This is a genomic window from Microbacterium sufflavum (assembly GCF_023101165.1).
Classification (GTDB): domain Bacteria; phylum Actinomycetota; class Actinomycetes; order Actinomycetales; family Microbacteriaceae; genus Microbacterium; species Microbacterium sufflavum.
Map to the genome: position 1 here is coordinate 1,364,733 of NZ_CP078076.1, position 21,165 is coordinate 1,385,897.

21 protein-coding genes are annotated in these 21,165 nt (G+C 70.9%); 14 read left to right on the top strand and 7 right to left on the bottom strand.

Annotated features, from left to right (window positions below):
• The first annotated feature begins 9 nt into the window (after window positions 1-9).
• A complete protein-coding gene (locus tag KV394_RS06780) occupies window positions 10-768 on the top strand; it encodes an SDR family NAD(P)-dependent oxidoreductase (RefSeq protein ID WP_247982640.1) in 759 nt (252 codons plus the stop codon).
• A 62-nt stretch (window positions 769-830) separates the two neighbouring features.
• Window positions 831-2,348: an SDR family NAD(P)-dependent oxidoreductase gene (locus tag KV394_RS06785; RefSeq protein WP_247982641.1), complete on the top strand. Its 1,518-nt coding sequence runs from the start codon at window positions 831-833 to the stop codon at window positions 2,346-2,348.
• 13 nt (window positions 2,349-2,361) lie between these two features.
• On the opposite strand, the gene KV394_RS06790 is transcribed toward KV394_RS06785, so the two are convergent.
• From KV394_RS06790 to KV394_RS06800, 3 genes are read right to left on the bottom strand one after another with little or no spacing between them, the layout of a single operon-like run.
• Window positions 2,362-2,781 (bottom strand): hypothetical protein, encoded by a 420-nt coding sequence (locus tag KV394_RS06790; RefSeq protein WP_136045216.1) that lies wholly within the window; start codon window positions 2,779-2,781, stop codon window positions 2,362-2,364.
• Window positions 2,782-2,834: 53 nt separating this feature from the next.
• Window positions 2,835-3,899 carry a sensor histidine kinase gene (locus KV394_RS06795; protein ID WP_136033940.1) on the bottom strand — a complete coding sequence of 355 codons (1,065 nt, stop codon included), beginning with the start codon at window positions 3,897-3,899 and terminating at the stop codon, window positions 2,835-2,837.
• Window positions 3,900-3,909: 10 nt separating this feature from the next.
• Entirely contained in the window at window positions 3,910-4,581 is a 672-nt protein-coding gene (locus KV394_RS06800; protein ID WP_136033943.1) for a response regulator transcription factor, read from the bottom strand.
• Window positions 4,582-4,668: 87 nt separating this feature from the next.
• Between KV394_RS06800 and KV394_RS06805 the strand changes: the two genes are divergently transcribed.
• The 3 genes from KV394_RS06805 to KV394_RS06815 all read left to right on the top strand — a co-directional run bounded on the left by KV394_RS06805 (window position 4,669) and on the right by KV394_RS06815 (window position 7,615).
• Window positions 4,669-5,334: a M15 family metallopeptidase gene (locus KV394_RS06805; protein ID WP_136033945.1), complete on the top strand. Its 666-nt coding sequence runs from the start codon at window positions 4,669-4,671 to the stop codon at window positions 5,332-5,334.
• Between the two features lie 287 nt (window positions 5,335-5,621).
• Entirely contained in the window at window positions 5,622-6,668 is a 1,047-nt protein-coding gene (gene alr, locus KV394_RS06810; protein ID WP_247982642.1) for an alanine racemase, read from the top strand.
• Window positions 6,665-7,615: a D-alanine--D-alanine ligase family protein gene (locus KV394_RS06815; RefSeq protein WP_247982643.1), complete on the top strand. Its 951-nt coding sequence runs from the start codon at window positions 6,665-6,667 to the stop codon at window positions 7,613-7,615. Before alr ends, KV394_RS06815 begins: the two co-directional genes overlap by 4 nt.
• 6 nt (window positions 7,616-7,621) lie before the next feature.
• Here KV394_RS06815 and KV394_RS06820 read toward each other — a convergent pair whose 3' ends face one another.
• The 4 genes from KV394_RS06820 to KV394_RS06835 are packed head-to-tail and all read right to left on the bottom strand — an operon-like array spanning window position 7,622 to window position 11,344.
• On the bottom strand, window positions 7,622-8,599 hold the full coding sequence (locus KV394_RS06820; protein ID WP_247982644.1) for a sugar kinase: 978 nt from the start codon (window positions 8,597-8,599) through the stop codon (window positions 7,622-7,624).
• On the bottom strand, window positions 8,596-9,354 hold the full coding sequence (locus KV394_RS06825; RefSeq protein WP_247982645.1) for an SDR family oxidoreductase: 759 nt from the start codon (window positions 9,352-9,354) through the stop codon (window positions 8,596-8,598). Before KV394_RS06825 ends, KV394_RS06820 begins: the two co-directional genes overlap by 4 nt.
• The gene (locus tag KV394_RS06830; RefSeq protein ID WP_247982646.1) at window positions 9,351-10,379 is read right to left on the bottom strand and encodes a zinc-dependent alcohol dehydrogenase; all 1,029 of its coding nucleotides are present in this window, start codon (window positions 10,377-10,379) and stop codon (window positions 9,351-9,353) included. The genes KV394_RS06825 and KV394_RS06830 overlap by 4 nt, the downstream gene beginning before the upstream one ends.
• A gap of 11 nt (window positions 10,380-10,390) precedes the next feature.
• Window positions 10,391-11,344, bottom strand: coding sequence for a C-terminal binding protein (locus KV394_RS06835; protein WP_247982647.1), 954 nt, complete (start codon window positions 11,342-11,344; stop codon window positions 10,391-10,393).
• 145 nt (window positions 11,345-11,489) lie between these two features.
• Here KV394_RS06835 and KV394_RS06840 point away from each other — a divergent pair, with 145 nt between their 5' ends.
• The 9 genes from KV394_RS06840 to KV394_RS06880 all read left to right on the top strand — a co-directional run bounded on the left by KV394_RS06840 (window position 11,490) and on the right by KV394_RS06880 (window position 21,149).
• Window positions 11,490-12,578 (top strand): mandelate racemase/muconate lactonizing enzyme family protein, encoded by a 1,089-nt coding sequence (locus KV394_RS06840; protein ID WP_247982648.1) that lies wholly within the window; start codon window positions 11,490-11,492, stop codon window positions 12,576-12,578.
• 54 nt (window positions 12,579-12,632) lie between these two features.
• Window positions 12,633-13,694: an ABC transporter substrate-binding protein gene (locus KV394_RS06845; protein ID WP_205814384.1), complete on the top strand. Its 1,062-nt coding sequence runs from the start codon at window positions 12,633-12,635 to the stop codon at window positions 13,692-13,694.
• Window positions 13,695-13,728: 34 nt separating this feature from the next.
• Window positions 13,729-15,288: a sugar ABC transporter ATP-binding protein gene (locus tag KV394_RS06850; protein WP_247982649.1), complete on the top strand. Its 1,560-nt coding sequence runs from the start codon at window positions 13,729-13,731 to the stop codon at window positions 15,286-15,288.
• Complete coding sequence (locus tag KV394_RS06855; protein WP_168443130.1) at window positions 15,285-16,271, top strand: ABC transporter permease; 987 nt, start codon at window positions 15,285-15,287, stop codon at window positions 16,269-16,271. The genes KV394_RS06850 and KV394_RS06855 overlap by 4 nt, the downstream gene beginning before the upstream one ends.
• Window positions 16,268-17,257: an ABC transporter permease gene (locus KV394_RS06860; RefSeq protein WP_136032665.1), complete on the top strand. Its 990-nt coding sequence runs from the start codon at window positions 16,268-16,270 to the stop codon at window positions 17,255-17,257. The genes KV394_RS06855 and KV394_RS06860 overlap by 4 nt, the downstream gene beginning before the upstream one ends.
• A 32-nt stretch (window positions 17,258-17,289) precedes the next feature.
• On the top strand, window positions 17,290-18,069 hold the full coding sequence (locus tag KV394_RS06865) for a glucose 1-dehydrogenase (RefSeq protein ID WP_247982650.1): 780 nt from the start codon (window positions 17,290-17,292) through the stop codon (window positions 18,067-18,069).
• 23 nt (window positions 18,070-18,092) lie between these two features.
• A complete protein-coding gene (locus KV394_RS06870; protein WP_247982651.1) occupies window positions 18,093-19,586 on the top strand; it encodes an aldehyde dehydrogenase family protein in 1,494 nt (497 codons plus the stop codon).
• 80 nt (window positions 19,587-19,666) lie between these two features.
• Window positions 19,667-20,692 carry a LacI family DNA-binding transcriptional regulator gene (locus KV394_RS06875; RefSeq protein WP_205814383.1) on the top strand — a complete coding sequence of 342 codons (1,026 nt, stop codon included), beginning with the start codon at window positions 19,667-19,669 and terminating at the stop codon, window positions 20,690-20,692.
• Window positions 20,693-20,759: 67 nt separating this feature from the next.
• The gene (locus KV394_RS06880) at window positions 20,760-21,149 is read left to right on the top strand and encodes a VOC family protein (protein ID WP_136036685.1); all 390 of its coding nucleotides are present in this window, start codon (window positions 20,760-20,762) and stop codon (window positions 21,147-21,149) included.
• The last annotated feature ends 16 nt before the right edge of the window (window positions 21,150-21,165 follow it).

The following is a 21,165-nucleotide window of genomic DNA, read 5'->3' on the forward strand; positions in this document are numbered from 1 at the left end:
AGGACCCCCATGCGACTCCAGAACAAGAAGGCCATCGTCACCGGCGGCGCGGGCGGCATCGGCCGTGCCACCTGCCTCGCGCTCGCGGCGGAGGGTGCCGCCGTCGCCGTGGTCGACCTGAACGCCGAGGCGGCCGAGGCCGTGGCCGCCGAGATCCGCGAGGCCGGTGGCACGGCGGTCGCGGTCGCCGCCGACGTGTCCCGCGAGCCCGACATCGAGCGGGTCGTCGCGACCGCCGTGCAGGAGTTCGACGGGGTCGACGTGGTGTTCAACAATGCCGGCATCATCCGCCGCCAGACCGCGGTCGAGATCGAGGTCGACGAGTGGGACCTCGTGTTCGGCGTGAACGTGCGCGCCATCTTCCTCATGTGCAAGCACGTCGTGCCGATCATGGAGGCCGCGGGCGGCGGCTCGATCGTCAACACCGGTTCGGGCTGGGGTCTGAAGGGCGGCGGCCGCGCCCTGTCGTACTGCGCGTCCAAGGGCGCCGTGGTGAACATGACCCGTGCGCTCGCGATCGACCACGGGCCCGCCGGCATCCGCGTGAACTCGGTCAACCCGGGCGACGTGAACACGGGCATGCTGCGGGACGAGGCGCGCCAGCTCGCGCAGGACGCGGACTCCTTCCTGGCCGAGGCCGCCGACCGCCCGCTGCGCCGCATGGGCGAGCCAGAGGAGGTTGCGCAGGCCGTGGTGTGGCTCGCGAGCGACGACTCCTCCTACGTCACGGGCGCAGCCCTCGTGGTCGACGGCGGCGGCATCGCCTGAGCGCCGGGAGAGCGTCGGAGGCGCGGGGTCGGCACCCAGGCGACTCGCGTAGAATCGGCACAATGACCGATGCCCCCGACGCCACCCCCGACCTGGGCCCCGGCATCGACCCCGACGACCTCGCCACGACGCTGCGGGTGCTCCGCGAGTTGCACACGATCGACAACGAGCACCCCGACTTCATCGCCGTGCGCCAGGCGACCGCCGCGATGTTCAAAGACGTCAAGCGCGTGCGCCGCAAGCAGATCCGCGATGCGATCGCCGAGGCCGACAAGGCCGTGGTCGCCCGCACCGCCACGGGCGCTCCCGACCGCATCGACGACGAGACCCGCGGCAACGACCTGGCGTCGAGCGTGGTCGACGCCCCGATCGCGGGGGAGCTGCTCAAGCCGCGCAACTGCTACATCTGCAAGCAGCCGTACACGCTGGTCGACGCGTTCTACCACCAGCTGTGCCCGGACTGCGCGCGCTTCAGCCACGGCAAGCGCAACGCCCGCGCCGACCTCACCGGCAAGCGCGCCCTGCTCACGGGCGGTCGCGCCAAGATCGGCATGCACATCGCGCTGCGGCTGCTGCGCGACGGGGCGCACACGACCATCACGACCCGGTTCCCGCGCGATGCCGTGCGCCGCTTCTCGGCTCTGCCCGACGCGAGCGACTGGCTGCACCGCCTGCGCGTGGTCGGCATCGACCTGCGCGACCCCGCCCAGGTGATCGGGCTCGCCGACTCGGTCGCCGCTCAGGGCCCGCTCGACATCCTCATCAACAACGCCGCGCAGACCGTGCGCCGCTCACCGGGCGCGTACTCGCTGCTCGCCGACGCGGAGCTGCAGCCCCTGCCCGACGGGCCGCTGCCGGAGATGGAGACCTTCGGCCACACCGCCGATCCGCATCCGCAGGCGCTGCAGGCATCGGTGGATGCGCACCCGCTGCTGTCGGTCGCGGCGCTCGGCGGCACGGTCGCGGAGCAGGGCGGGCAGGCGCTCACGGCCGAAGACCTCGCCCGGCTCGCGATGGCCCCCGGCTCGTCGTCGCTGGAGAAGCACGCGGACGGCACGGCGATCGACGCGGGCGGGCTCGTGCCCGACGTGAACCGCGTCAACAGCTGGGTGCAGTCGGTCGACCAGGTCGATCCGCTGGAGATGCTGGAGGTGCAGCTCGCCAACACGACGGCGCCGTTCCTGCTGATCAGCCGTCTGCGCGCCTCGATGGCCGCGTCGTCCGCGCACCGGAAGTACGTGGTGAACGTGTCGGCGATGGAGGGGCAGTTCTCCCGCCGCTACAAGGGACCGGGCCATCCGCACACGAACATGGCCAAGGCCGCGCTGAACATGCTCACCCGCACCAGCGCGGGGGAGATGCTCGAGAAGGACGGCATCCTCATGACCGCCGTCGACACCGGCTGGATCACCGACGAGCGTCCGCATTACACGAAGGTCCGGCTGGCGGAAGAGGGCTTCCACGCGCCGCTCGACCTGGTCGACGGCGCCGCCCGCGTGTACGACCCGATCGTGCGCGGCGAGGCGGGCGAGGACATCCACGGCGTCTTCCTGAAGGACTACGAGCCCAGCCCCTGGTGACCCTCCGGACGACTCAGGCCCAGATGTCGGAGAGGGCGACGGGGGCGCTCGAGACCGGGCCGTACCCGGTGACGCTGGCGACCGCGCGGAGCTGCGTGTACGCGCCGATCACCGACCGCGGGAGCGTGCTGGCGTAGTAGCCCGACGAGTTCGTCGACTGTCCCGTGTAGATCGTTTCCCAGCCGGAGGCTCCGTCGCCCTGGAAATCGAACGTCTGCGTCAGATCGGCGGTGCCGGGGCGGGAGAGGGTGACCGTGCCCCAGGCGTAGTTCGCGTCGAGGGCGAAGGCGCTGAGCGTCAGCTCCGGGGTGCCGAGCGAGGCGGCTGCGGCGGGAGCAGCGGCAGAGAACGCGATGACCGGTGCGGCCCACGCCGCGTGGACGATCGTGCGGCGGGAGAGAGCACCGCGTTCGCGCGGCTTTTCGGGCATCATGGCGAAACACTATCGTGCAGACGCGGTGCAGCGAGATCGCCGCGGCCCGGGGGTCAGCGCGGGTACGGGAGGGGGAACCACACCGTCACGACGAGGCCGCCCTCCGCGCGCGGCGTCAGCACCAGGGTGCCGCCGTGCGTCTCGGTGATGCGCTGCACGATCGCCAGCCCGAGCCCCGCACCGGCGTGGTCGTCGCGAGTACGCTCGGACCCGCGCTGGAACGGCTCCACCAGCGTCGCGATCCGGTGCTCCGACAGGCGCTCGCCCGTGTTCTCCACGACGAGCGCGACGGCCTGCGGCATCATGTGCGTGCGCACGGCCACCGCCCCGCCGCTGGGCAGGTTGTGCACGATCGCGTTGAGCACCAGGTTCGTGACGAGCTGGGGCAGCAGGGCGGACGACCCGAGCATCGGCGCGGCGGCCCCACCCACCTCGACCGCGACCCCGCGGCGGTCGGCCAGGGGCAGCAGCGCCTCCACCGCCTCCTCGGCCAGCAGCGACAGGTCGACCAGCTGCCTCGGGAACGTGCGCTGCTCCGCACGGCTGAGCAGCAGCAGCGCCTCGGTCAGCGCGATCGCGCGCGTGTTCACCTCGCGCAGGCGGGCGATCAGCTCCTCCGCGTCGCGGTCGGGGTCGTCGCGGGCGACCTCGAGCAGCGTCTGCGAGATCGCGAGGGGCGTGCGCAGTTCGTGCGAGGCGTTCGCCGCGAACCGCTGCTGCTCGGCCACGTGCGCCTCGAGCTGCTCGAGCATGCCGTCGAACACGTCGGCGAGGTCGCGGAACTCGTCGCGCGGCCCCTCCAGGCGCACCCGATGCGACAGCGACCCCTGGGCGGCGAGGCGCGCGGCGTCGCTGATGCGTTCGAGGGGCGCCAGCATGCGTCCGGCGAGCAGCCAGCCGCCGCCGAGCCCGATCGCGAGCAGGGCGACCATGACCGCGATCGCCACCGGCACGAACGCGCGGATGAGGTCGGAGCGGTTGGGCACGCGGATGTCGGCGATGATCTGCACGTCGGGGATGTACCGCAGCAGGTACAGCGCGACGGCCGCGAGCAGCAGCACCCCGGACACCACGACGATCCCGGCGTAGCTGAGGGTCAGCTTCAGCCGGGCGCTCATCCCCCGGCGCCTAGGCATCAGCGTCCGCCTCGATCCGGTACCCCACGCCGGGAACGGTGCGGATGATGCCGGGCTCGCCCAGACGCTTGCGCAACGACGACACCGTGATGCGCACGGCGTTCGTGAACGGGTCCGCGTTCTCGTCCCACGCGCGCTCCAGCAGTTCCTCGGCGCTGACCACGCCGCCCTGTGCGTCGACGAGCACCTCGAGCACCGCGAACTGCTTGCGGGTGAGGGCCACGTACCGGTCGTCGCGGTACACCTCGCGGCGGAACGGGTCGAGCCGGAGACCAGCGACCTCGAGCACGGGCGGCCGGGAGCGCTGGCGGCGCCGGTCGAGGGCCCGCAGGCGCAGCACCAGCTCCCGCAGCTCGAACGGCTTGGTGAGGTAGTCGTCCGCGCCGATCTCGAACCCGGTGGCCTTGTCGTCGAGCCGGTCGGCGGCGGTGAGCATGAGGATCGGGATGCCGCTGCCGGACGCGACGATCCACCGCGCGATGTCGTCGCCGGAGGGGCCGGGCACGTCGCGGTCGAGCACGGCGATGTCGTACGAGTTGATGCTCAACAGTTCCAGAGCGGTGTCGCCGTCGCCCGCGATGTCGGCCGCGATGGCCTCCAGGCGCAGCCCGTCGCGGACGGCCTCGGCGAGGTAGGGCTCGTCCTCGACGATCAGCACACGCATGGCTGTGATCCTACGCACCGCGGTATATCGCGAACGTATGCAAAAGCGCATACGCCCTCGCAACCGCGCGCTTCCTTCACTGGAACCATGAACACCCGCACGAACCCCCGACCACCGCGGTCGCGTCGCCGTCGTCTCGGTGCGGCGCTGCTGGCGCTGGCCCTCGTCGTCCTCGGCGCGCTCGCGGTGCAGCAGTCGCTGGCCGCCGCCTCCGCCGACGCCGGACGGACCGTCCCGTCTCCGGCGCCGACCCCGTTCCCCGATCTGTCTTCCGGCGGCGCGGGGACCGACCACGGCGATGCGGACGGCACGATCGCCGACGGTGACCAGCCGACCGTGTTCGACGTGGAGCGGCCGAGTGTCGGCAACCTCGACCCCGATCTGCTCGCCGCCCTGCAGCGGGCCGCGACCGACGCGGAGGTCGACGGCGTCGGGTTCCGCGTGAACAGCGGCTGGCGTTCCGCCGAGCTGCAGGAGCGGATGCTGCAGGACGCGATCGCCGAGTACGGCTCGGAGGCGGAGGCGCGCCGCTGGGTCGCGACGCCGCAGACCTCCGCGCACGTGTCCGGTGACGCGGTCGACCTGGGACCGCTGCCCGCACTCGACTGGCTGGCGCAGCGCGGCTGGCGCTACGGCCTGTGCCAGACCTATGCGAACGAGTCCTGGCATTACGAGCTGCGCCCCGACGCTGCGGCGGACGGCTGCCCGCAGATGTATGCCGATCCCACCGAAGACCCGAGGATGCGCTCGTGACCCGGGTGACGGCCCGGGGCCTGCGCGATCCCGCCGTCGCCCCTGCTTCCGCGCCCGCGTCCGTCGCGCCCGGGTCTGTCGCGTCCGGGTCTGTCGCGCCCGGGTCTGTCGCGTCCGGGTCTGTCGCATCCGCGCCGGCCGTTCCTGCGCCCGCCCATTCCGGGCCCGTCCGCCCCGCGCCTGCCCGGCCCGGGCGCGACGTCGCATCCGTCGCCGCCCCCTCCGGTGTCCGCTCCACACCGCCGTCCCGCCTCCCGCGCCCGCGGTTGTGCACGCTCCCCGAGGCCGTGGCGCAGAACGTGTCGCGCGTGCGGCAGTCGACGTCCGCGCAGATCATGGCCGTGGTCAAGGCCGACGGCTACGGGCACGGGGCGGTCGCGGTCGCCGAGGCTGCCGTCGCCGCGGGTGCGACGTGGCTCGGGGTGACCGACGTCGCCGAGGGCCGTGCGCTGCGCGCGGCCGGGCTGGCCGTCCCGATCCTGTCGTGGCTGAACCCGGGCGGGATCGACGCGGTCGCGGCCGCGCTCGACCGGATCGACGTGGCGCTGGGCTCCGTCGACGAGCTGAGGGCGCTGATCGCGGACGCGGTCGCCCCGGTGCGGGTGCACCTGCACCTCGACACCGGGATGGCGCGAGGGGGCTGCCCGCTCGCCGACTGGCCTGAGCTGCTGCGGCTGGCCAGGGCGGCGCGCGGCCGCGTCGAGGTGGTCGGGGTGATGGGGCATCTGCCGCGCGCGGATGAGGCCGATCCGGCCGCCAACGCCGCGGCGGTGCTGCGGATGCGGCACGGCCGCGACGCGGTGCTCCGCGCCGGCTTCGGTCCGGTGCTCGTGCACCTCGCCGCGACCTCCGGCGCGCTGACCGATCCGGCGACGCACTTCGACCTGGTGCGCGTGGGGGCCGGGCTCGTCGGCATCGATCCGTCGCTCACCACCGTGCTGACCGGCGCGGCGCGGTTCACCGCCGCGGTGGTGCACAGCGCGTTCGTGCCGGCGGGCACCGCGGTCGGGTACGGCGGCGCGCACGTGACGGATCGGGCGACGCACCTCGCGGTCCTGGGCGTCGGATACGCCGACGGCATCCCGCGCGAGCTCGCGCGGGATGCCGGCGTGGAGCTCGACGGTGGCAGGCACCCCGTCGTCGGGCGGGTGTCGATGGACCAGATCGTGATCGACACGGGAGCGACCGCGGTGCCGCGCGGGGCCGTCGCGACCGTGTTCGGACCGGAGGGCGGCGCGGTGCCGTCGGTGCAGGACTGGGCGAGGTGGGCGGGCACCATCCCGCACACCATCGTCACCGGCATCGGCCCGCGCGTGGAGAGGGGGATCGCATGACGACCAGGGTGCTGGTGATCGGCGAGGGGCAGAACTCCGAGCACGACGTGTCGCTGGCGTCGGCGGCCGCGGTCGCCGCAGCGCTGCGACTCGGCGACCACGAGGTGGTGTGTGCGACCATCGGCCGCGACGGCGTGTGGCGGTCCGACGCGCTGCCCACGGCCGGGAGCGCGGCAGAGTCACTGCAGCAGGCGCTCGGGCTCCTGGCCACGGTCGACGTCGTGTTCCCCGCCGTGCACGGGGTGCTCGGGGAGGACGGTGCGCTCGCGGCCCTGTGCGCACTCGCCGGGGTGCGCGTGGTCGGCTCCGGGCTGCGGGCGGGCGCGATCGGCATGGACAAGTGGACCACGAAGCTCGTGGCCCAGGCGGTCGGCATCGGCACCGCGCGGGGGCGGCTGGTGGGGGCGGCGGACCTCGGCGACGCGGAGTTCGACGAGCCCGTGGTGGTGAAACCTGTCTCAGCCGGGTCGAGCCACGGTGTGAGCCTGGTGTCGGCGGAGGGCGAGCTGCTGGGGGCGCTGCGGGAGGCCGCGCGCTTCGACCGGCGGATCCTCGTCGAGGAGGTCGTGCGCGGCCGGGAGGTGGACGTGGCCGTGATCCGCGAGAGAGGCGGCGTGCGGTGGGCGGCCCCGCCCCTGGAGATCCACGCGCCCGGACTGTTCGACACCGCGACCAAGTACGACGGCTCCGCCCGCTTCACGGTTCCCGCGCAGCTGGATCCCGCGCAGACGAGCGCCCTGCAGCGGGCGGCGGTGGCCGTGTTCGACGCCCTCGGCTGCGACGGCGTGGCCCGCATGGACTTCTTCCTCACGGAGCGGGGGCCCGTGCTGAACGAGGTCAACACCATGCCGGGCATGACCGCGGCGTCACAGGTGCCGCGCATGTTCGCCGCCGCGGGCGTGCCCTACGTCGATCTCGTGACGCGACTGGTGCGGGCTGCGTCGTGAAGGGGGTCAGCGGATGACGGGTTCCGTCGCCGAGAGCAGTCCGAGCTCGGATCGGCGCGGGAGCCCCTCCCAGTCGCCGGGGCTGAGGCAGGCGAACGCTCCGGCGGCGTTCGCAGTCGCCAGGCGCTCGGCCGGCTCTCGCCCCGCCGCGAGTTCGGCGAGGTAGCCGCCGACGAACGCGTCACCTGCGCCGACGGTGTCTACCGGCTCGATGGCGATGCCCGGTGCCGCATGCCGCTCGCCGTCGATCACGGCCACGCATCCCTCGGCGCCGAGCTTCACCACCGCCTGCTGGGGCCCGAGGTCCGCGAGCCGTCGCGCCAGCTGCTCCGGCTCCGCGTCCTGGTCGAGCACGAGTTGTGCCTCGTCGGCGCCCGCGAAGACGATGTCGACCTCGGGAAGCAGCCGTCGGTACACGGCGCATGCCGTGGCGGCGTCCCAGAGGGCGGCGCGATGGTTCACGTCGAACGACACGGTCACCCCGTGGGCGCGGGCGTCGGCGATCGTGCCGACCACGGTGTCGAGGGCGGTCGTCGACAGCGCGGCTGTGATTCCGGTCACGTGCAAGATCCGTGCAGCGCGCAGCACCTCCTGGGGCACGTCCGTCCGACCGAGCCGGGAGCCCGCGCTGCCCGCGCGGGCATAGGTCACCTGAGCCAGCACCGGGGTGCGGGCGATCCGCACCATGTGAGCCGTGGGGGCTGCGGCGTCGACGACGGCGTGCACGCGGACGCCCTCTGCCCGCAGTTCCCGGAGGATTAGCTCGCCGAAGGCATCGTCACCGACGCGCCCGCACCATGCCGCCGTGCCGCCCAGCCGTGTCACGGCGATGGCGACGTTGCTCTCGGCTCCGCCCACGCTCAGCGTGAAGTCGGTGTTGTGGGCCAGCGGCCCGACGCCTGTGGAGCGGAACAGCGCGAGGGTCTCACCCAGCGTGACGACGTCGACCGCAGGCACCGTGGCGCTCGGCTCCGGGCCGCTCACCGGGCGAGCCATCCGCCGTCGACGGGCAGCACGACACCGTGCACATAGGCCGCCGCATCGGAGGCGAGGAACACGACCGCGCCCGCGAGGTCGTCCGGGTTGCCCCAGCGCCCGGCCGGGATCCGTTCCAGGATCTGGGTCCGACGGATGCCGTCGTCGAGCAGCGCCTCGTTCATGTCGGTCGCGATGTAGCCCGGCGCGACCGCGTTGACGTTGACGCCGCGGGCCGCCCACTCGTTGCACAGCGCCTTGGTGAGCTGCGCCACGGCACCCTTCGACGCGGCGTAGGCGGCCACGCGCAGCCCGCCCTGGAAGCTCAGCAGCGAGGCCATGTTCACCACCCGCCCGGAACCCCGCTCCAGCATGACCGCGCCGAAGCGCTGTGCGAGCCGGAAGGCGGCGCGGGTGTTCACGGCGAGCACCGCCTCGAACTCGTCCAGCGGGAAGGCCTCGGCGGCGTGCCGCGCCTGGATGCCCGCGTTGTTGACGAGCACGTCGACCGTTCCCCGGGCCAGCACCTCGTCGCAGGCGCGATCGATCGAGTCGACGGAGGCAAGGTCCACCGCGACCGCCGACAGGGAGGCGTCGCACTCCCGCGCGACGTCCTCGAGGTGCGCGGCATGACCGCCGCGCTGCATCGTGATGACATCGGCACCGGCACGGAGCAGTCCTTCCGCCACCGCGGCACCGATCCCGCGCGATGCTCCGGTGACGACCGCCGTACGTCCGTCGAGCCGGAACGGCGCGGCGCTCATCGCTGGGCCTCCGCCGCCGCCACGGTGTCTGGAGCGACGAGCACCTTGAGGGCGGCGCCCGCTGAGGTGGCTTCCGCGAACGCCTGCGTGGTCTCGGCCAGGTCATACACCGAGACCGGCAGACGCTCCAGACCGAGGGCGTCGCTCTCCACGAGGCCCACGGCATCGCGGAAGTCCGCGGTCGTGTACACCCGCACCCCGACGAGCGTCTGCTCGGTGAAGGTCACCGCCTGCAGGTCGAGCTCGACCGGTTTCTTGTAGACGCCGACCAGCACGATCGTGCCCCGCACCGCGGCCGCACGCGGCAGCTGCCGGGCGACCGAGGGGTGGGCGGCGGAGTCGAAGACGATGCGCGCGCCGCCGGGGATGGCCGCCCGGATAGCCTCCGCTGCATCGTCCGTCGCGGGCAGCGTCTCGAAACCGAGCGTCTCGGCCAGGGCGCGTCGGTCATCGCCCGGCTCGACGACCAGGATTCGTCGGGCGCCATAGTGCTGCGCGACGAGCGCGGTGAGGATGCCGATCGGACCGGCTCCGAACACCGCCACCGTCTCTCCTCCGGTCAGCCCCGACCGCCGGACCGCGTGCACCGCGACGGCGAGCGGCTCGATAAGCGCCGCGGTCCGCACCGGCACCGCGTCGTCGACCGGGAAAAGCCGGTCGTGCGGGAAGGCGGCGAACTCCGCGAGCCCGCCGGGCTCGTCGATCCCGTACAGGCCGAGCCGTTCACAGACGTGCGCGAGGCCGTCGCGGCAGGGGGTGCACGTGCCGCAGCTGAGGAGCGGAAGCACCGCCACCCGTCGCCCGTGCAGCTCGGGGTCGTCACCGCTCACGACCCGACCGGTGACCTCGTGTCCCGGGATCAGGGGGGCCGCGGCGCGCGGATGAGTGCCGTGCAGGATCGAGAAGTCGGTGCCGCACAGGCCGGTCAGCTCGACGTGCACCAGCGACTCGCCCGCGCGGAGAGCGGGGCGCGGGGCGTCGGCGATGCGGACGAGATCCGGGCCCTCCCAGATCGCGGCTCTCATGGAGTTTCCGTTCACTTGCTCACCTCCGGGTTCAGCAGGTCGCGCGGTGCGCGTCCGGCGCAGAACTCCACCACGTTCTCGATCGTCCGCCTCTTCAGTTCGGCCTCGGACTCCTCGCTGTACCAGGCGGTGTGCGGCGTGACCACGACGGACGGCAGTTGCAGCAGCGCGCTGGTGGGCGGGAGCGGCTCTTCCTCGAAGACGTCCAGCGCGGCCGACTTGATGCGGCCGTCGCCGAGGGCGCGCACGAGCGCTGCCGTGTCGACCACCCCGCCGCGGCAGGTGTTCACCAGCATCGCTCCCGGCTTCATTCGCTGCAGCGCGTCGTCGTCGATGAGGTGACGGGTGCGTTCGTCGAGCGGCACGTGCAGCGACACGACATCGGCTGTCGCGAGCAGCTCGTCGAGCCCGACGAGCGTCACCCCTCCGCCCGATGCCTCGGTGCGGGGGTCGTGGCCGACGACGGCGAAGCCGAGAGCGGCGGCCTTGCGCGCGGTGGCGGCACCGATGCGGCCGACTCCCACCACGCCGAAGGTCAGGGCCGAGATGCGGTGCAGGGGCTTCACACCGCTGAGGGCGTAGGTGCCGGCGCGGGTCCGGCGGTCCAGCTCGGTCACCCCCCGCACGAGGGACAGGGCGAGCGCGATCGCGTGATCCGACACGTCCTCGGTCCCGTAGTCGGGCACATTGCACACCGCGACGCCGCGCGCTGTCGCGGCTGCCACGTCGACCGTGTCGACACCGACCCCGTACCGACCGATCGCTCGCAGCTGCGGGAGCGCGTCGAGGACGCGCGCCGTGATGGGGGCGTACTGCACGAGGATCGCGTCTGCACCGGCTGCTGCGGCGATCACCTCGTCTTCCGTGCGGCACTGGAACAGCTTCAGCGCGATCCCGTGCGCGGCGGCGACGGCGGTCTCCTCCGCGATCGCATCGTGGTCGCAATCCGTGATGACGATCCGCATGCGTCGTCCTCTCCTTCGTGGCGATGACACCGTCCGCTCCCGTGCGGCGAACCGGATGGTTGGCAACAGTAGCCGATCTGTGTATGGTTAGGAAATCGGTTTTCTAGCGGGGTCCGCAGGACTCCTCGATTCGGAGCACTCATCAATGGCGAAGATCACGAACGTTCGTACCGACCTGTACCGGGTGCCGCTGGCGACCGCTCTGTCGGACAGCATGCACGGCGACATGCTCGACTTCGAGCTCATCGTCGTGCGGATCACCGATGCCGATGGCGCTACCGGAATGGGGTACACCTACACGGTCAACGCGGGAGGCGACGCGGTCGCGCGGATGATCGACCCCTACCTCGGCGACATCCTGCGCGGTGAGGACGCCGATCTGATCGACGCGCTGTGGCAGAAGATGTGGTGGCACCTGCACTACGCGGGTCGCGGCGGGCACGTCACCTCGGCGATCTCCGCGGTCGACATCGCGCTGTGGGATCTGAAGGCCCGCCGGATGGGTCAGCCCCTCTGGCGCGTCTTCGGCGGCTTCGACCCGCGCGTGCCCGTCTATGCGGGTGGCATCGACCTGCAGTTCAGTACCGAGCAGCTGCTCGCCCAGGCCGACGGGTTCCGTGCCCAGGGCTTCCGTGCGATCAAGATGAAGGTCGGTCGTCCCGACCTGCGCGAGGACGTCGCACGTGTCGCCGCGATGCGCGAGCACCTCGGCGACGGCTTCCCGCTCATGGTCGACGCGAACATGCGCTGGTCGGCGGATCAGGCCATCGCGGCCGCCCGTGAGCTGCGCGCCTTCGACCTGCTGTGGCTGGAGGAGCCGGTGATCCCCGACGACCTGCGCGGCCAGGCTCGGGTGCTGGCCGCCGGAGGGCTGCCCATCGCCGCCGGAGAGAACCTGCACACGCTGTACGAGTTCCGCGCCGCGATCGACGCCGAGGCCGTCACGTACCCCGAACCCGACGTGAGCAACTGCGGAGGCATGACCGTGTTCCGCAAGATCGCGGCGCTCGCCGAGGCGCACAACCTGCCGGTGACCAGCCACGGGGTGCACGACCTCACCGTGCACTGCCTCGCCGCGGCACCGAATCGCACCTACATGGAGGCGCACGGCTTCAGCCTCGAGCCGTACCTCGCAGAGACCATGCCGATCGTCGACGGCGTCGTGACCGCGCCGGATCGGCCGGGTCACGGCCTCGACCTCGACTTCGACCGGCTCGCATCGCTGCGAGCCTGACCCTCGGCCGCCGCCACAGCAGACGGCTGTCCATCAGAAATCAAAGGAGATGTCATGAGATCCACGCGCATCATCACGGCGGCCGCCCTGGCTGCCGGAATGCTCATCGCGGTCAGCGGCTGCGCGAAGCCGCTCGACGACGGCGGCGGTGCGGCGGCGAACGGCAAGGGTACCGAGCAGGTCGTCGAGAGCAGCTCGGAAGCCACCTGCGTCAACCCGAAGCCATCCGACAAGAAGCTGTCGGAGCTGAAGATCGGCTTCTCGCAGTCGGAGAACGAGCAGAACCCGTTCCGAGCGACCGAGACCGCGTCGGTGCGGCAGTCCGTCGAAGACGCCGGGTCGGAATTCGTCTACACGAACGCCAACAGCGACCAGGCCAAGCAGCTCAGCGACATCCAGTCGATGATCAACCAGGGCGTGGACGCACTGATCGTGGCGCCCATCAGCGCCACGGGCCTGCAGAGCGCGTTCGAGGCAGCCAAGGCCAAGGGCATTCCGGTCATCACGATCGACCGCGAGACCGCGGGCCAGCCCTGCACCGACTTCATTTCATTCATGGGCTCCGACTTCGAGAAGCAGGGGCAGCGCGCGGGTGAGGCGATGATCGACGCCCTGGGCGGCAAGGGCGTGGTCGCCGAGATCCAGGGCGCACCGGGGAGCGACGTGGCGACGTTGCGCACCAAGGGGTTCGCCGCAGCGACCAAGGACGCCTCCGGAATCGACGTGGTCGCCCAGCAGACCGGCAACTGGGCGACCAGTGAGGCGCAGGAGGTCCTGGCGCAGCTGTTGTCGTCCAACCCCGACATCAACGCGGTCTATACGCACAGCGACACCATGGCGCTGGGCGCTCTGACGGCCATCTCGCAGGCCGGACTGACGCCGGGCGCCGACGTCACCGTGGTGTCGATCGACGGCACGAAGGACGCGGTGAAGCACGTCGCCTCGGGCGACATCGCCGCGATCGTAGAGACGAACCCCCGGTTCGGACCCGCCGCGCTGGACCTGCTGAAGGACTGGTTCGCCGGAGACCCGGTGTCGCAGAAGATCATCATGAAGGACGAGCTCTACACGAAGAAGAATGCCCAAGACGCGCTCGACTCCGGACGAGCGTACTGAGCCCCGCCATGACACTGCGCGAGAGGACGGGCGCATGAGGTCGCCCGAGACGAACGTGATCCTCGAAGCCCGCGACATCACGAAGAGCTTCAACGGGGTCCGCGCCCTCAAAGGGGCGTCGCTGACGCTCCGGGCCGGCGAGGTGCACGGGCTGAACGGCGAGAACGGCGCCGGAAAGTCCACGCTCATCAAGATCATCACCGGGTTCTACCAGCAGGACGGCGGCGAGGTTCTGCTCGACGGTCGTCCCGTACGGTTCCAACGGCCCAAGGACTCCCAGGCTGCGGGCATCAGCACCGTCTATCAGGAGGTGAACCTCATCCCGGAGCGCACGGTGGCGGAGAACATCCTCCTCGGGCGCGAGCCGCGGCGGGCGGGGTTCCTGCGCAAGCGGGCTGCCGTCGCCGAGGCTCAGGCGATCCTCGACCGGTTCGGTCTGGGGATCTCGGCCAGGGCGACGCTGTCGTCGCTGTCGTTGGGGATGCAGCAGATGGTCGCGATCGTACGCGCGGTGGCCTTCGAGGCGAGGGCGGTGATCCTCGACGAACCCACGTCGGCGCTCAACGGCACCGAGATCGACATCCTGTTCGGCGTCGTCCGGCAGCTGCGGGACGAGGGGCTGGCGATCATGCTCGTCAGCCACCGCATGTCCGAGTTGTATGAGCTGTGCGACCGCTTCACGGTGCTCCGCGACGGGCGCTTCGTCCTCGAGAGCACCCCGGCGCAGCTGCCTCCGGCCGAGCTCGTGGCCGCCATGCTCGGGGGCATCGCCCTCAACGACACCCAGCGCGACCCGGCGCAGCACCGGGAGCGCATGGCCGCGCTCGACGACGGGGACACCGTGCTCGACGTCGAGGGGCTCACGTGGGGCAATCGCCTCCACGACGTGTCGTTCGCCGTGCGCCGTGGCGAGATCGTCGGACTGCTCGGTCTGCTGGGGTCCGGGCGGACGGAGATCTGCAAAGCCGTGTACGGGGCGATCCGCCCGGACGGGGGCACGATCCGACTCGAGGGGACAGCGCTCACGCGGTCCTCTCCTGCCCGCTCCTTGCGAGCCGGGATCGCCTACCTCTCAGAGGATCGGCGCCACGAGGGCATCTTCCCCGGACTGAGTGTGCGCGAGAACCTGACCGCGGCGGTCCTCGGCCGACTGTCGACTTTCGGTGTGGTGCGACCACGGGAGCAGAGCGCCCTGGTGTCCCGGTTCGCCGACGAGCTGCGACTCAAGGCCGCGGGTGTGGAGCAGCCGATCTCCGAGCTGTCCGGCGGCAACCAGCAGAAGGTGCTGCTGGCGCGGTGGATCGCCACCGAGCCCAAGGTCGTGCTGCTCGACGACCCCACCCGCGGGATCGATGTCGGCGCGAAGGCCGAGGTGCACCGGGTGGTGCGTTCCCTGGCCGAACGGGGTATCGGTGTGCTGGTCACCTCCAGTGAGACGGAGGAGCTGCTCGCCCTGTGCGACCGGCTCGTCGTGCTGAGCGAGGGAGCGGTGGTGGGCGAGCTCGATCCGCTCGCCGTCGATCCGGCCGATGTCGTCGGTCTGCTCTCGGCCGCCTCTGCCGGCTCTCTGACGATGACGGGAGGGAACCCGTGAGCGTTACGACCACGACCACGTCGGTGGTGATCCCCGAGCGCACACCCCGGGAGAAGCTCGCGCACTTCGCGCGCACCTCGACCGTCTACATCGCGCTGGTGGTGCTCATCGTCTACAACCTGGTGGCCACCTCCGGCTTCGCGACCGTCGCCACCCTGCAGAACGTGCTGTTCGCCGTCGCTCCGATCGTGCTGATCGCGGTCGGCCAGACACTCGCTATCGGAACCGGGGGGATCGACCTGTCGGTCGGGTCGGTGATGTCGCTGTCGTCCGCGATGATCGCGCTGTATCTCGGGTACGGCGAGGTGGTGGCGCTGCTGACGGGAGTTCTGGTCGCAGCGGCTCTGGGTGTGCTCAACGGCACCATGATCGCCTACCTGCGCATCAACCCGCTCATCACCAGCCTCGGGCTGCTGGTCGCCGTCCGCGGCCTCGCTCAAGCCCTCTCGGGTGGGGCGCGCAGCCCGCTGCCCGGCGACGGCCTGTTCGAGTGGCTGGGCAATGCCGTGCTGTTCGGCATCCCTGCCGTCGCACTGATCGCGGTCGTCGTGGCGGCGGCGATGTGGCTGCTGGTCAAGAAGACGACGTTCGGACGGTACGCGCTCTTCGCGGGCTCGAACCGCGCGGCCGCCCACCTCACGGGTACGCCGCGCAACCGCACGCTCATCGCGATCTACGCCCTCAGCGCCGGTCTCGCCGGTCTCGCCGGCGCTTTCGTGTCGGCGCGCATCGGGGCGTCCGATCCCAGCTTCATCGGCATCCATCTGGAGCTGACCGCGATCGCCGCCGTGGTGATCGGCGGCACGCCGCTCGTCGGCGGTCGCATCAACATCGGGGGCACGGTCGCCGCAGCGGTCTTCCTCCAGGTGCTCGACACCACGTTCATCATGAACAACCTCGATTTCGCGTACGCGCAGGTACTGAAGGCGGTCCTCATCGTGGTCGCCCTCTTCCTGCAGCGTGCTGGGAAGGACGCACGATGACGGCCCTGGCGCAGGATCCCTCGCGACGGACGAGCGCGTCGTCGCACGGCCCGGGGCGATGGGCATCCGGCATGCAGCGCTACGGGATCGTGGGCGTGCTGGTCGCGGTCGGCATCGTGGCGACGTTCGTGTCACCGTCGTTCGGCACGATCGACAACGCCGCAAACATCGTCACCGCTGCCTGCTTCATCGGGCTGATCACCATCGGGCAGAGCTTCGTGCTCATCACCGGCGGGATCGACCTCTCGGTGGGTTCGATGATCGGCCTCGGCACGGTGCTCGCCGCGCTGGCGGCACCGGCCGGGTGGGTGGCGGCTCTGCTCGCGCCCATCGTCGCCGGAACCGTGCTGGGCCTCGTCAACGGCATCCTCGTCGGCAAGGCCCGCATGGCGCCCTTCATCATCACCCTCTCGGCACTGTTGGCGGTGAACGGCATCGCGGTGGCCCTCGCGAATTCGAGCATCGTGATCGATTCCGGCGTCTTCACGTCGATCGCCAACGGCAGCACCCTGGGCCTGCCCAACCTCGTCTGGATCCTGCTGCTGGCGTTCGTGGTCGCTGCCGTGGTTCTCAACCGCACCCCGTTCGGGTCGCGGATGTTCGCCCTGGGTGGCAACGAGGAAGCCGCCCGGATGATGGGCGTCAACGTGACGCGCGTGAAGGTGCAGGTGTACACGATCAGCGGTGCACTGGCCGGGCTCGCCGGCGCGCTGCTGGCCTCGCGGCTCTCGTCCGGCGTCGCCAGCTTGGGGTCGACGTACGAGCTGAAGTCCATCGCCGCGGCGGTGATCGGCGGAGTGCTGCTCACCGGCGGGGTCGGAACCATGCTGGGCGCGCTCTCGGGCGTGCTCCTCATCGCGATGATCGACAACCTCATCAACCAGCTCGGTTCGCTCAACGCCTATGTCCAGGACCTGTTCACCGGCGTGTTCCTCGTCCTGGCGATGATCGTGCAGACGCTCCTCAGCCGGCGACGAGAACACTGACCACCACCACTCCTTCGAGAAAGGGAACCCACATGTCGACTCTCGACAGCAAGATCGCACTCATCACCGGCGCCGCCTCGGGTATGGGCCGTGCCATGGCGCTCGGTTACGCCGCCGAAGGCGCCCACGTCGTCATCGCCGACCTCAACCTGGAGGGCGCGGAGACCGTCGTCCGCGAGATCGAGGCCAGCGGAGGACATGCCTCCGCTCGAGTTCTGAACGTGGCCGATCCTGCCGCGTCCGCACAGCTCGTGGCCGACGTCGTCGAGGAGCACGGCCGCCTCGACGTGCTCGTCAACAACGCCGGCATCGGCCTGATCAAGGCGGTGTGGGACACCACGCCCGAGGAGTGGGACCGGATCTTCGCCGTGAATGTGAAGGGGCTGTTCTTCCTCACCCAGGCGGCGGCAGAACCGATGCGTCGTCAGCGCAGCGGCAAGATCATCAACATGGCCTCGGTCGCGGGTCGCCGCGGTGAGGCCCTGGTCACCGCCTACTGCGCCTCGAAGGCGACGGTGATCTCGGTCACGCAGTCGGTCGCGCTCGCCCTTGCGCCGTACGGCGTGAATGTGAACGCGATCGCCCCCGGTGTCGTCGACACTCCCTACTGGAAGGAGGTCGACAAGCAGTTCGGCGCGATCACGGGCAAGGCCGAGGGCGAGACGTTCAAGGGCATCGGTGAGACCATCCCCCTCGGGCGCACCTCCGTGCCGTCGGACATCGTGCCGATGGCGGTGTTCCTCGCAGGATCCGGCTCCGACTACATCACCGGCCAGACGTTCAACGTCGAGGGCGGAACCTACTTCAACTGATCGTCTCGATTCGAGGAGCTTGCATGTCCACCATCACTCCCCGCCCGCTCCTGGGCGAAGGAACCCTACTCGGCACCACGCCGCGCATGCTGGTCGGCGGTGACTGGCGCGACGCAGAAGACACCCGTCCGGTCGTCAACCCCGCCACCGGTACTGTGTTCGCCGAGGTCCCCGCCGCCGACGCCTCGCACGTCGATGCCGCGGTCTCGGCCGCGGTGCGTGCGCAGCGCGACTGGGCGCGTCGCCCGGCGACCGCGCGCGCGGCCGTCCTGGCCGAGATCATCCGACGCGTCGAGGAGAACGCGGAAGAGCTGGCGCAGCTGGTCGTCGCCGAGCAGGGCAAGACCATCACCGAGGCACGCGGAGAGATCCAGGGCGTGCGGGCGTTCTTCGACTTTGCGATGAGCCAGAAGTACCGCACGGAGGGCGAGGTCGTCACGCCGTCGAGTGCGGAGCGTCAGCTGATCATCCGCGAGGAGCCGTTGGGTGTGGTCGTGGCGATCATCCCGTGGAACTTCCCGGCAGCGATCTTCGCTCGCAAGGTGGCTCCCGCGCTGATGACCGGCAACGCCATCATCGTCAAGCCGAGCGATGTCACTCCGCTCTCGTCCCTCGCCCTCGCGCGGATCTGTCAGGACGCGGGCGTTCCCGACGGGCTCCTCAGCGTGCTCACGGGGCGCGGCAGCGTCGTGGGGACGGCGCTGATCGACCACCCGGACACGTCGATGATCACGGTCACCGGGTCCACGAGGGCGGGGGTCGAGATCCTCGAGCGCGCGGCGAAGAAGGTCATCCCGGTGTCGCTCGAGCTGGGAGGCAAGGCCCCCTTCATCGTGTTCGGCGACGCCGACCTTCCACGCGCCGTGCAGGACGCATTCGAGGCGCGGTTCATGAACTGCGGTCAGGTGTGCACCTGCAACGAGCGCACGTACGTGCACCGGTCGGTGTTCGACGAGTTCGTCGCTCGGCTCGTCGAGAAGGTCCGCGGCCTGCGGGTGGGGGATCCGCTCGATGAGGACTCGCAGATGGGCCCGAAGGTGTCGGCGGAGGAATGGGCGAAGGTCGACGACATGGTGGCGGCGGCGGTGGCGGCCGGTGCGAAGGTCGAGATCGGCGGCGGGCGGCCGTCGGGGTCCGAAGGGAATCCGGGGTTCTGGTACGCCCCGACGGTCTTGACGGGTGTGACGAACGAGATGGACATCGTGCAGCAGGAGGTGTTCGGGCCGGTGCTGCCGATCGTGCCGTTCGACGACGAGGACGAGGTCTTCGACTTCGCCAACTCCACCCCGTACGGTCTCACCGCCTACGTCTACACGACCGACATCCGCACGGCCCTGCGCGCAACGGACGCACTCGCGTTCGGCGAGGTGTACATCAACCGGGTGGGCCCGGAAGAGGTGTCGGGCTTCCACACGGGGTGGAAGATGTCGGGTCTCGGCGGCGATGACGGGCATCACGGCTTCGAGCGCTACACCCAGCGCAAGACCGTGTACGTCGACTACAGCCGCGACGCCTGATCGCCGGCGAGCTGACGCAAGACCGCTGTGCCGGGTTCGGGGACCCCGGGCCCGGCACAGCCCGCATGAGAAGATGACGCGTGCCCGATTCACCCCCAGCTCGCGGGCGAGTCCGTCTGATCGACGTCGCCGAACTCGCCGGCGTGACCAAATCCGTCGCCTCCCGGATCCTCAGCCGTGACGAGACGCTGAATGTGCGGCCCAGCACCCGCGCGCGCGTGCTCGACGCTGCCGAGCGCCTGCAGTACTCTCCGCACGCCGGGGCGCGAGCGCTCGCCGCATCGACCACCGGTGCGCTGTCGCTGCTGATCCCTGACCTGACGAACCCCGTCTACGCCCGCATCGCCCGCGGCGCCTATCAGCGCGCGCACGATCTCGGCTACGTGGTGCTGTTGGCCGAGGACAATGAGGAGACCGATGCGCGGGCCGACTTCACCGACCTGGTGGACGCCGGTCGCGTGGATGGCCTGCTCATCGCGAGTGCCCGACAGGATCACCCGCTCATCGAGTCGGGCCGCCTCGCTGCGATCCCCCACGTGTTCGTCAACCGCACCGTGCCGGACTCCGGACGCAATGTCACCGTGGACCTGGAACTCGCGAGCCGGGTCGCGTACGAGTACCTGCATGGCCTGGGCCACCGCGCGGTCGCGCACATCTCGGGCCCCGGCGGGCTGAGCCCGGCACGGGACAGGGAACGGGGGTTCCTGGAGGCCGCCGCTCGGTCGCATGCGCCGATACCGCACGTGGTCCACGCCGACTTCTCGGAGGCGGGCGGGTACGCCGCCGTCGAGGAGATCCTGCGCGAGCGGCCCGACATCACCGCGATCTACGCCGGCACGCTGCCGCAGTCGATCGGAGCCCTGAAATCTCTGCAGGTCCTGGGGCGCCGGGTTCCGCACGAGGTGTCTCTGCTGTCGTACGACGACCTGCCGATGGCGGCGTACCTGACGCCGGCGCTGACGACCCTGGAACTCCCACTGCAAGAGCTCGGAACCGCTGCGGTCGACGAGCTGGTGCAGCAGTTGCGCGGGGGGCCGCCGCGCGACGTCACGCTCGGCTCGCACATCCGTATCGTCGAACGGGATTCGGTCACGTCGATCTCGTGACGCGACTGGTGCGGGCTGCGTCGTGAAGGGGGTCGACAGGGGTCCTGCGACGGCGGATCCTGGGAACATGACGGCGTTCACGGTGCAGGATGCGTTCAGCGGTTTCAGTGTCGACGACCTCGACGCGGCGCAACGGTTCTACGGCGAGACCCTCGGGCTCGAGGTCGCCCGGAATGCGATGGGCTTCCTCGAGCTGCGGCTCGCCAGCGGCGGCAGCATCCTCGTGTACGACAAACCGAACCACGAGCCGGCGAGCTTCACGATCCTGAACTTCCCGGTGGCTGATGTGGATGCCGCGGTCGACGAGCTGCGCGCCAAGGGGGTCGAGACGAAAATCTACCCCGACGACGTGTTCCCCTCGGACGACCGCGGGATCGTGCGCGGCGACGGACGCGGGCCCGACATCGCGTGGTTCCGCGACCCGGCGGGCAACGTGCTCGCGGTGATGCAGGCCTGACGCCCGTCGGTCCCGC

Excerpts from the sequence above, each read along its gene's own strand:
- KV394_RS06780 (WP_247982640.1), top strand. The coding sequence starts at position 10 with ATGCGACTCCAGAACAAGAAGGCCATCGTCACCGGCGGCGCGGGCGGC.
- KV394_RS06785 (WP_247982641.1), top strand. The coding sequence starts at position 831 with ATGACCGATGCCCCCGACGCCACCCCCGACCTGGGCCCCGGCATCGAC.
- KV394_RS06790 (WP_136045216.1), bottom strand. The coding sequence starts at position 2,781 with ATGATGCCCGAAAAGCCGCGCGAACGCGGTGCTCTCTCCCGCCGCACG.
- KV394_RS06795 (WP_136033940.1), bottom strand. The coding sequence starts at position 3,899 with ATGAGCGCCCGGCTGAAGCTGACCCTCAGCTACGCCGGGATCGTCGTG.
- KV394_RS06800 (WP_136033943.1), bottom strand. The coding sequence starts at position 4,581 with ATGCGTGTGCTGATCGTCGAGGACGAGCCCTACCTCGCCGAGGCCGTC.
- KV394_RS06805 (WP_136033945.1), top strand. The coding sequence starts at position 4,669 with ATGAACACCCGCACGAACCCCCGACCACCGCGGTCGCGTCGCCGTCGT.
- KV394_RS06815 (WP_247982643.1), top strand. The coding sequence starts at position 6,665 with ATGACGACCAGGGTGCTGGTGATCGGCGAGGGGCAGAACTCCGAGCAC.
- KV394_RS06825 (WP_247982645.1), bottom strand. The coding sequence starts at position 9,354 with ATGAGCGCCGCGCCGTTCCGGCTCGACGGACGTACGGCGGTCGTCACC.
- KV394_RS06830 (WP_247982646.1), bottom strand. The coding sequence starts at position 10,379 with ATGAGAGCCGCGATCTGGGAGGGCCCGGATCTCGTCCGCATCGCCGAC.
- KV394_RS06835 (WP_247982647.1), bottom strand. The coding sequence starts at position 11,344 with ATGCGGATCGTCATCACGGATTGCGACCACGATGCGATCGCGGAGGAG.
- KV394_RS06840 (WP_247982648.1), top strand. The coding sequence starts at position 11,490 with ATGGCGAAGATCACGAACGTTCGTACCGACCTGTACCGGGTGCCGCTG.
- KV394_RS06845 (WP_205814384.1), top strand. The coding sequence starts at position 12,633 with ATGAGATCCACGCGCATCATCACGGCGGCCGCCCTGGCTGCCGGAATG.
- KV394_RS06850 (WP_247982649.1), top strand. The coding sequence starts at position 13,729 with ATGAGGTCGCCCGAGACGAACGTGATCCTCGAAGCCCGCGACATCACG.
- KV394_RS06860 (WP_136032665.1), top strand. The coding sequence starts at position 16,268 with ATGACGGCCCTGGCGCAGGATCCCTCGCGACGGACGAGCGCGTCGTCG.
- KV394_RS06865 (WP_247982650.1), top strand. The coding sequence starts at position 17,290 with ATGTCGACTCTCGACAGCAAGATCGCACTCATCACCGGCGCCGCCTCG.
- KV394_RS06870 (WP_247982651.1), top strand. The coding sequence starts at position 18,093 with ATGTCCACCATCACTCCCCGCCCGCTCCTGGGCGAAGGAACCCTACTC.
- KV394_RS06880 (WP_136036685.1), top strand. The coding sequence starts at position 20,760 with ATGACGGCGTTCACGGTGCAGGATGCGTTCAGCGGTTTCAGTGTCGAC.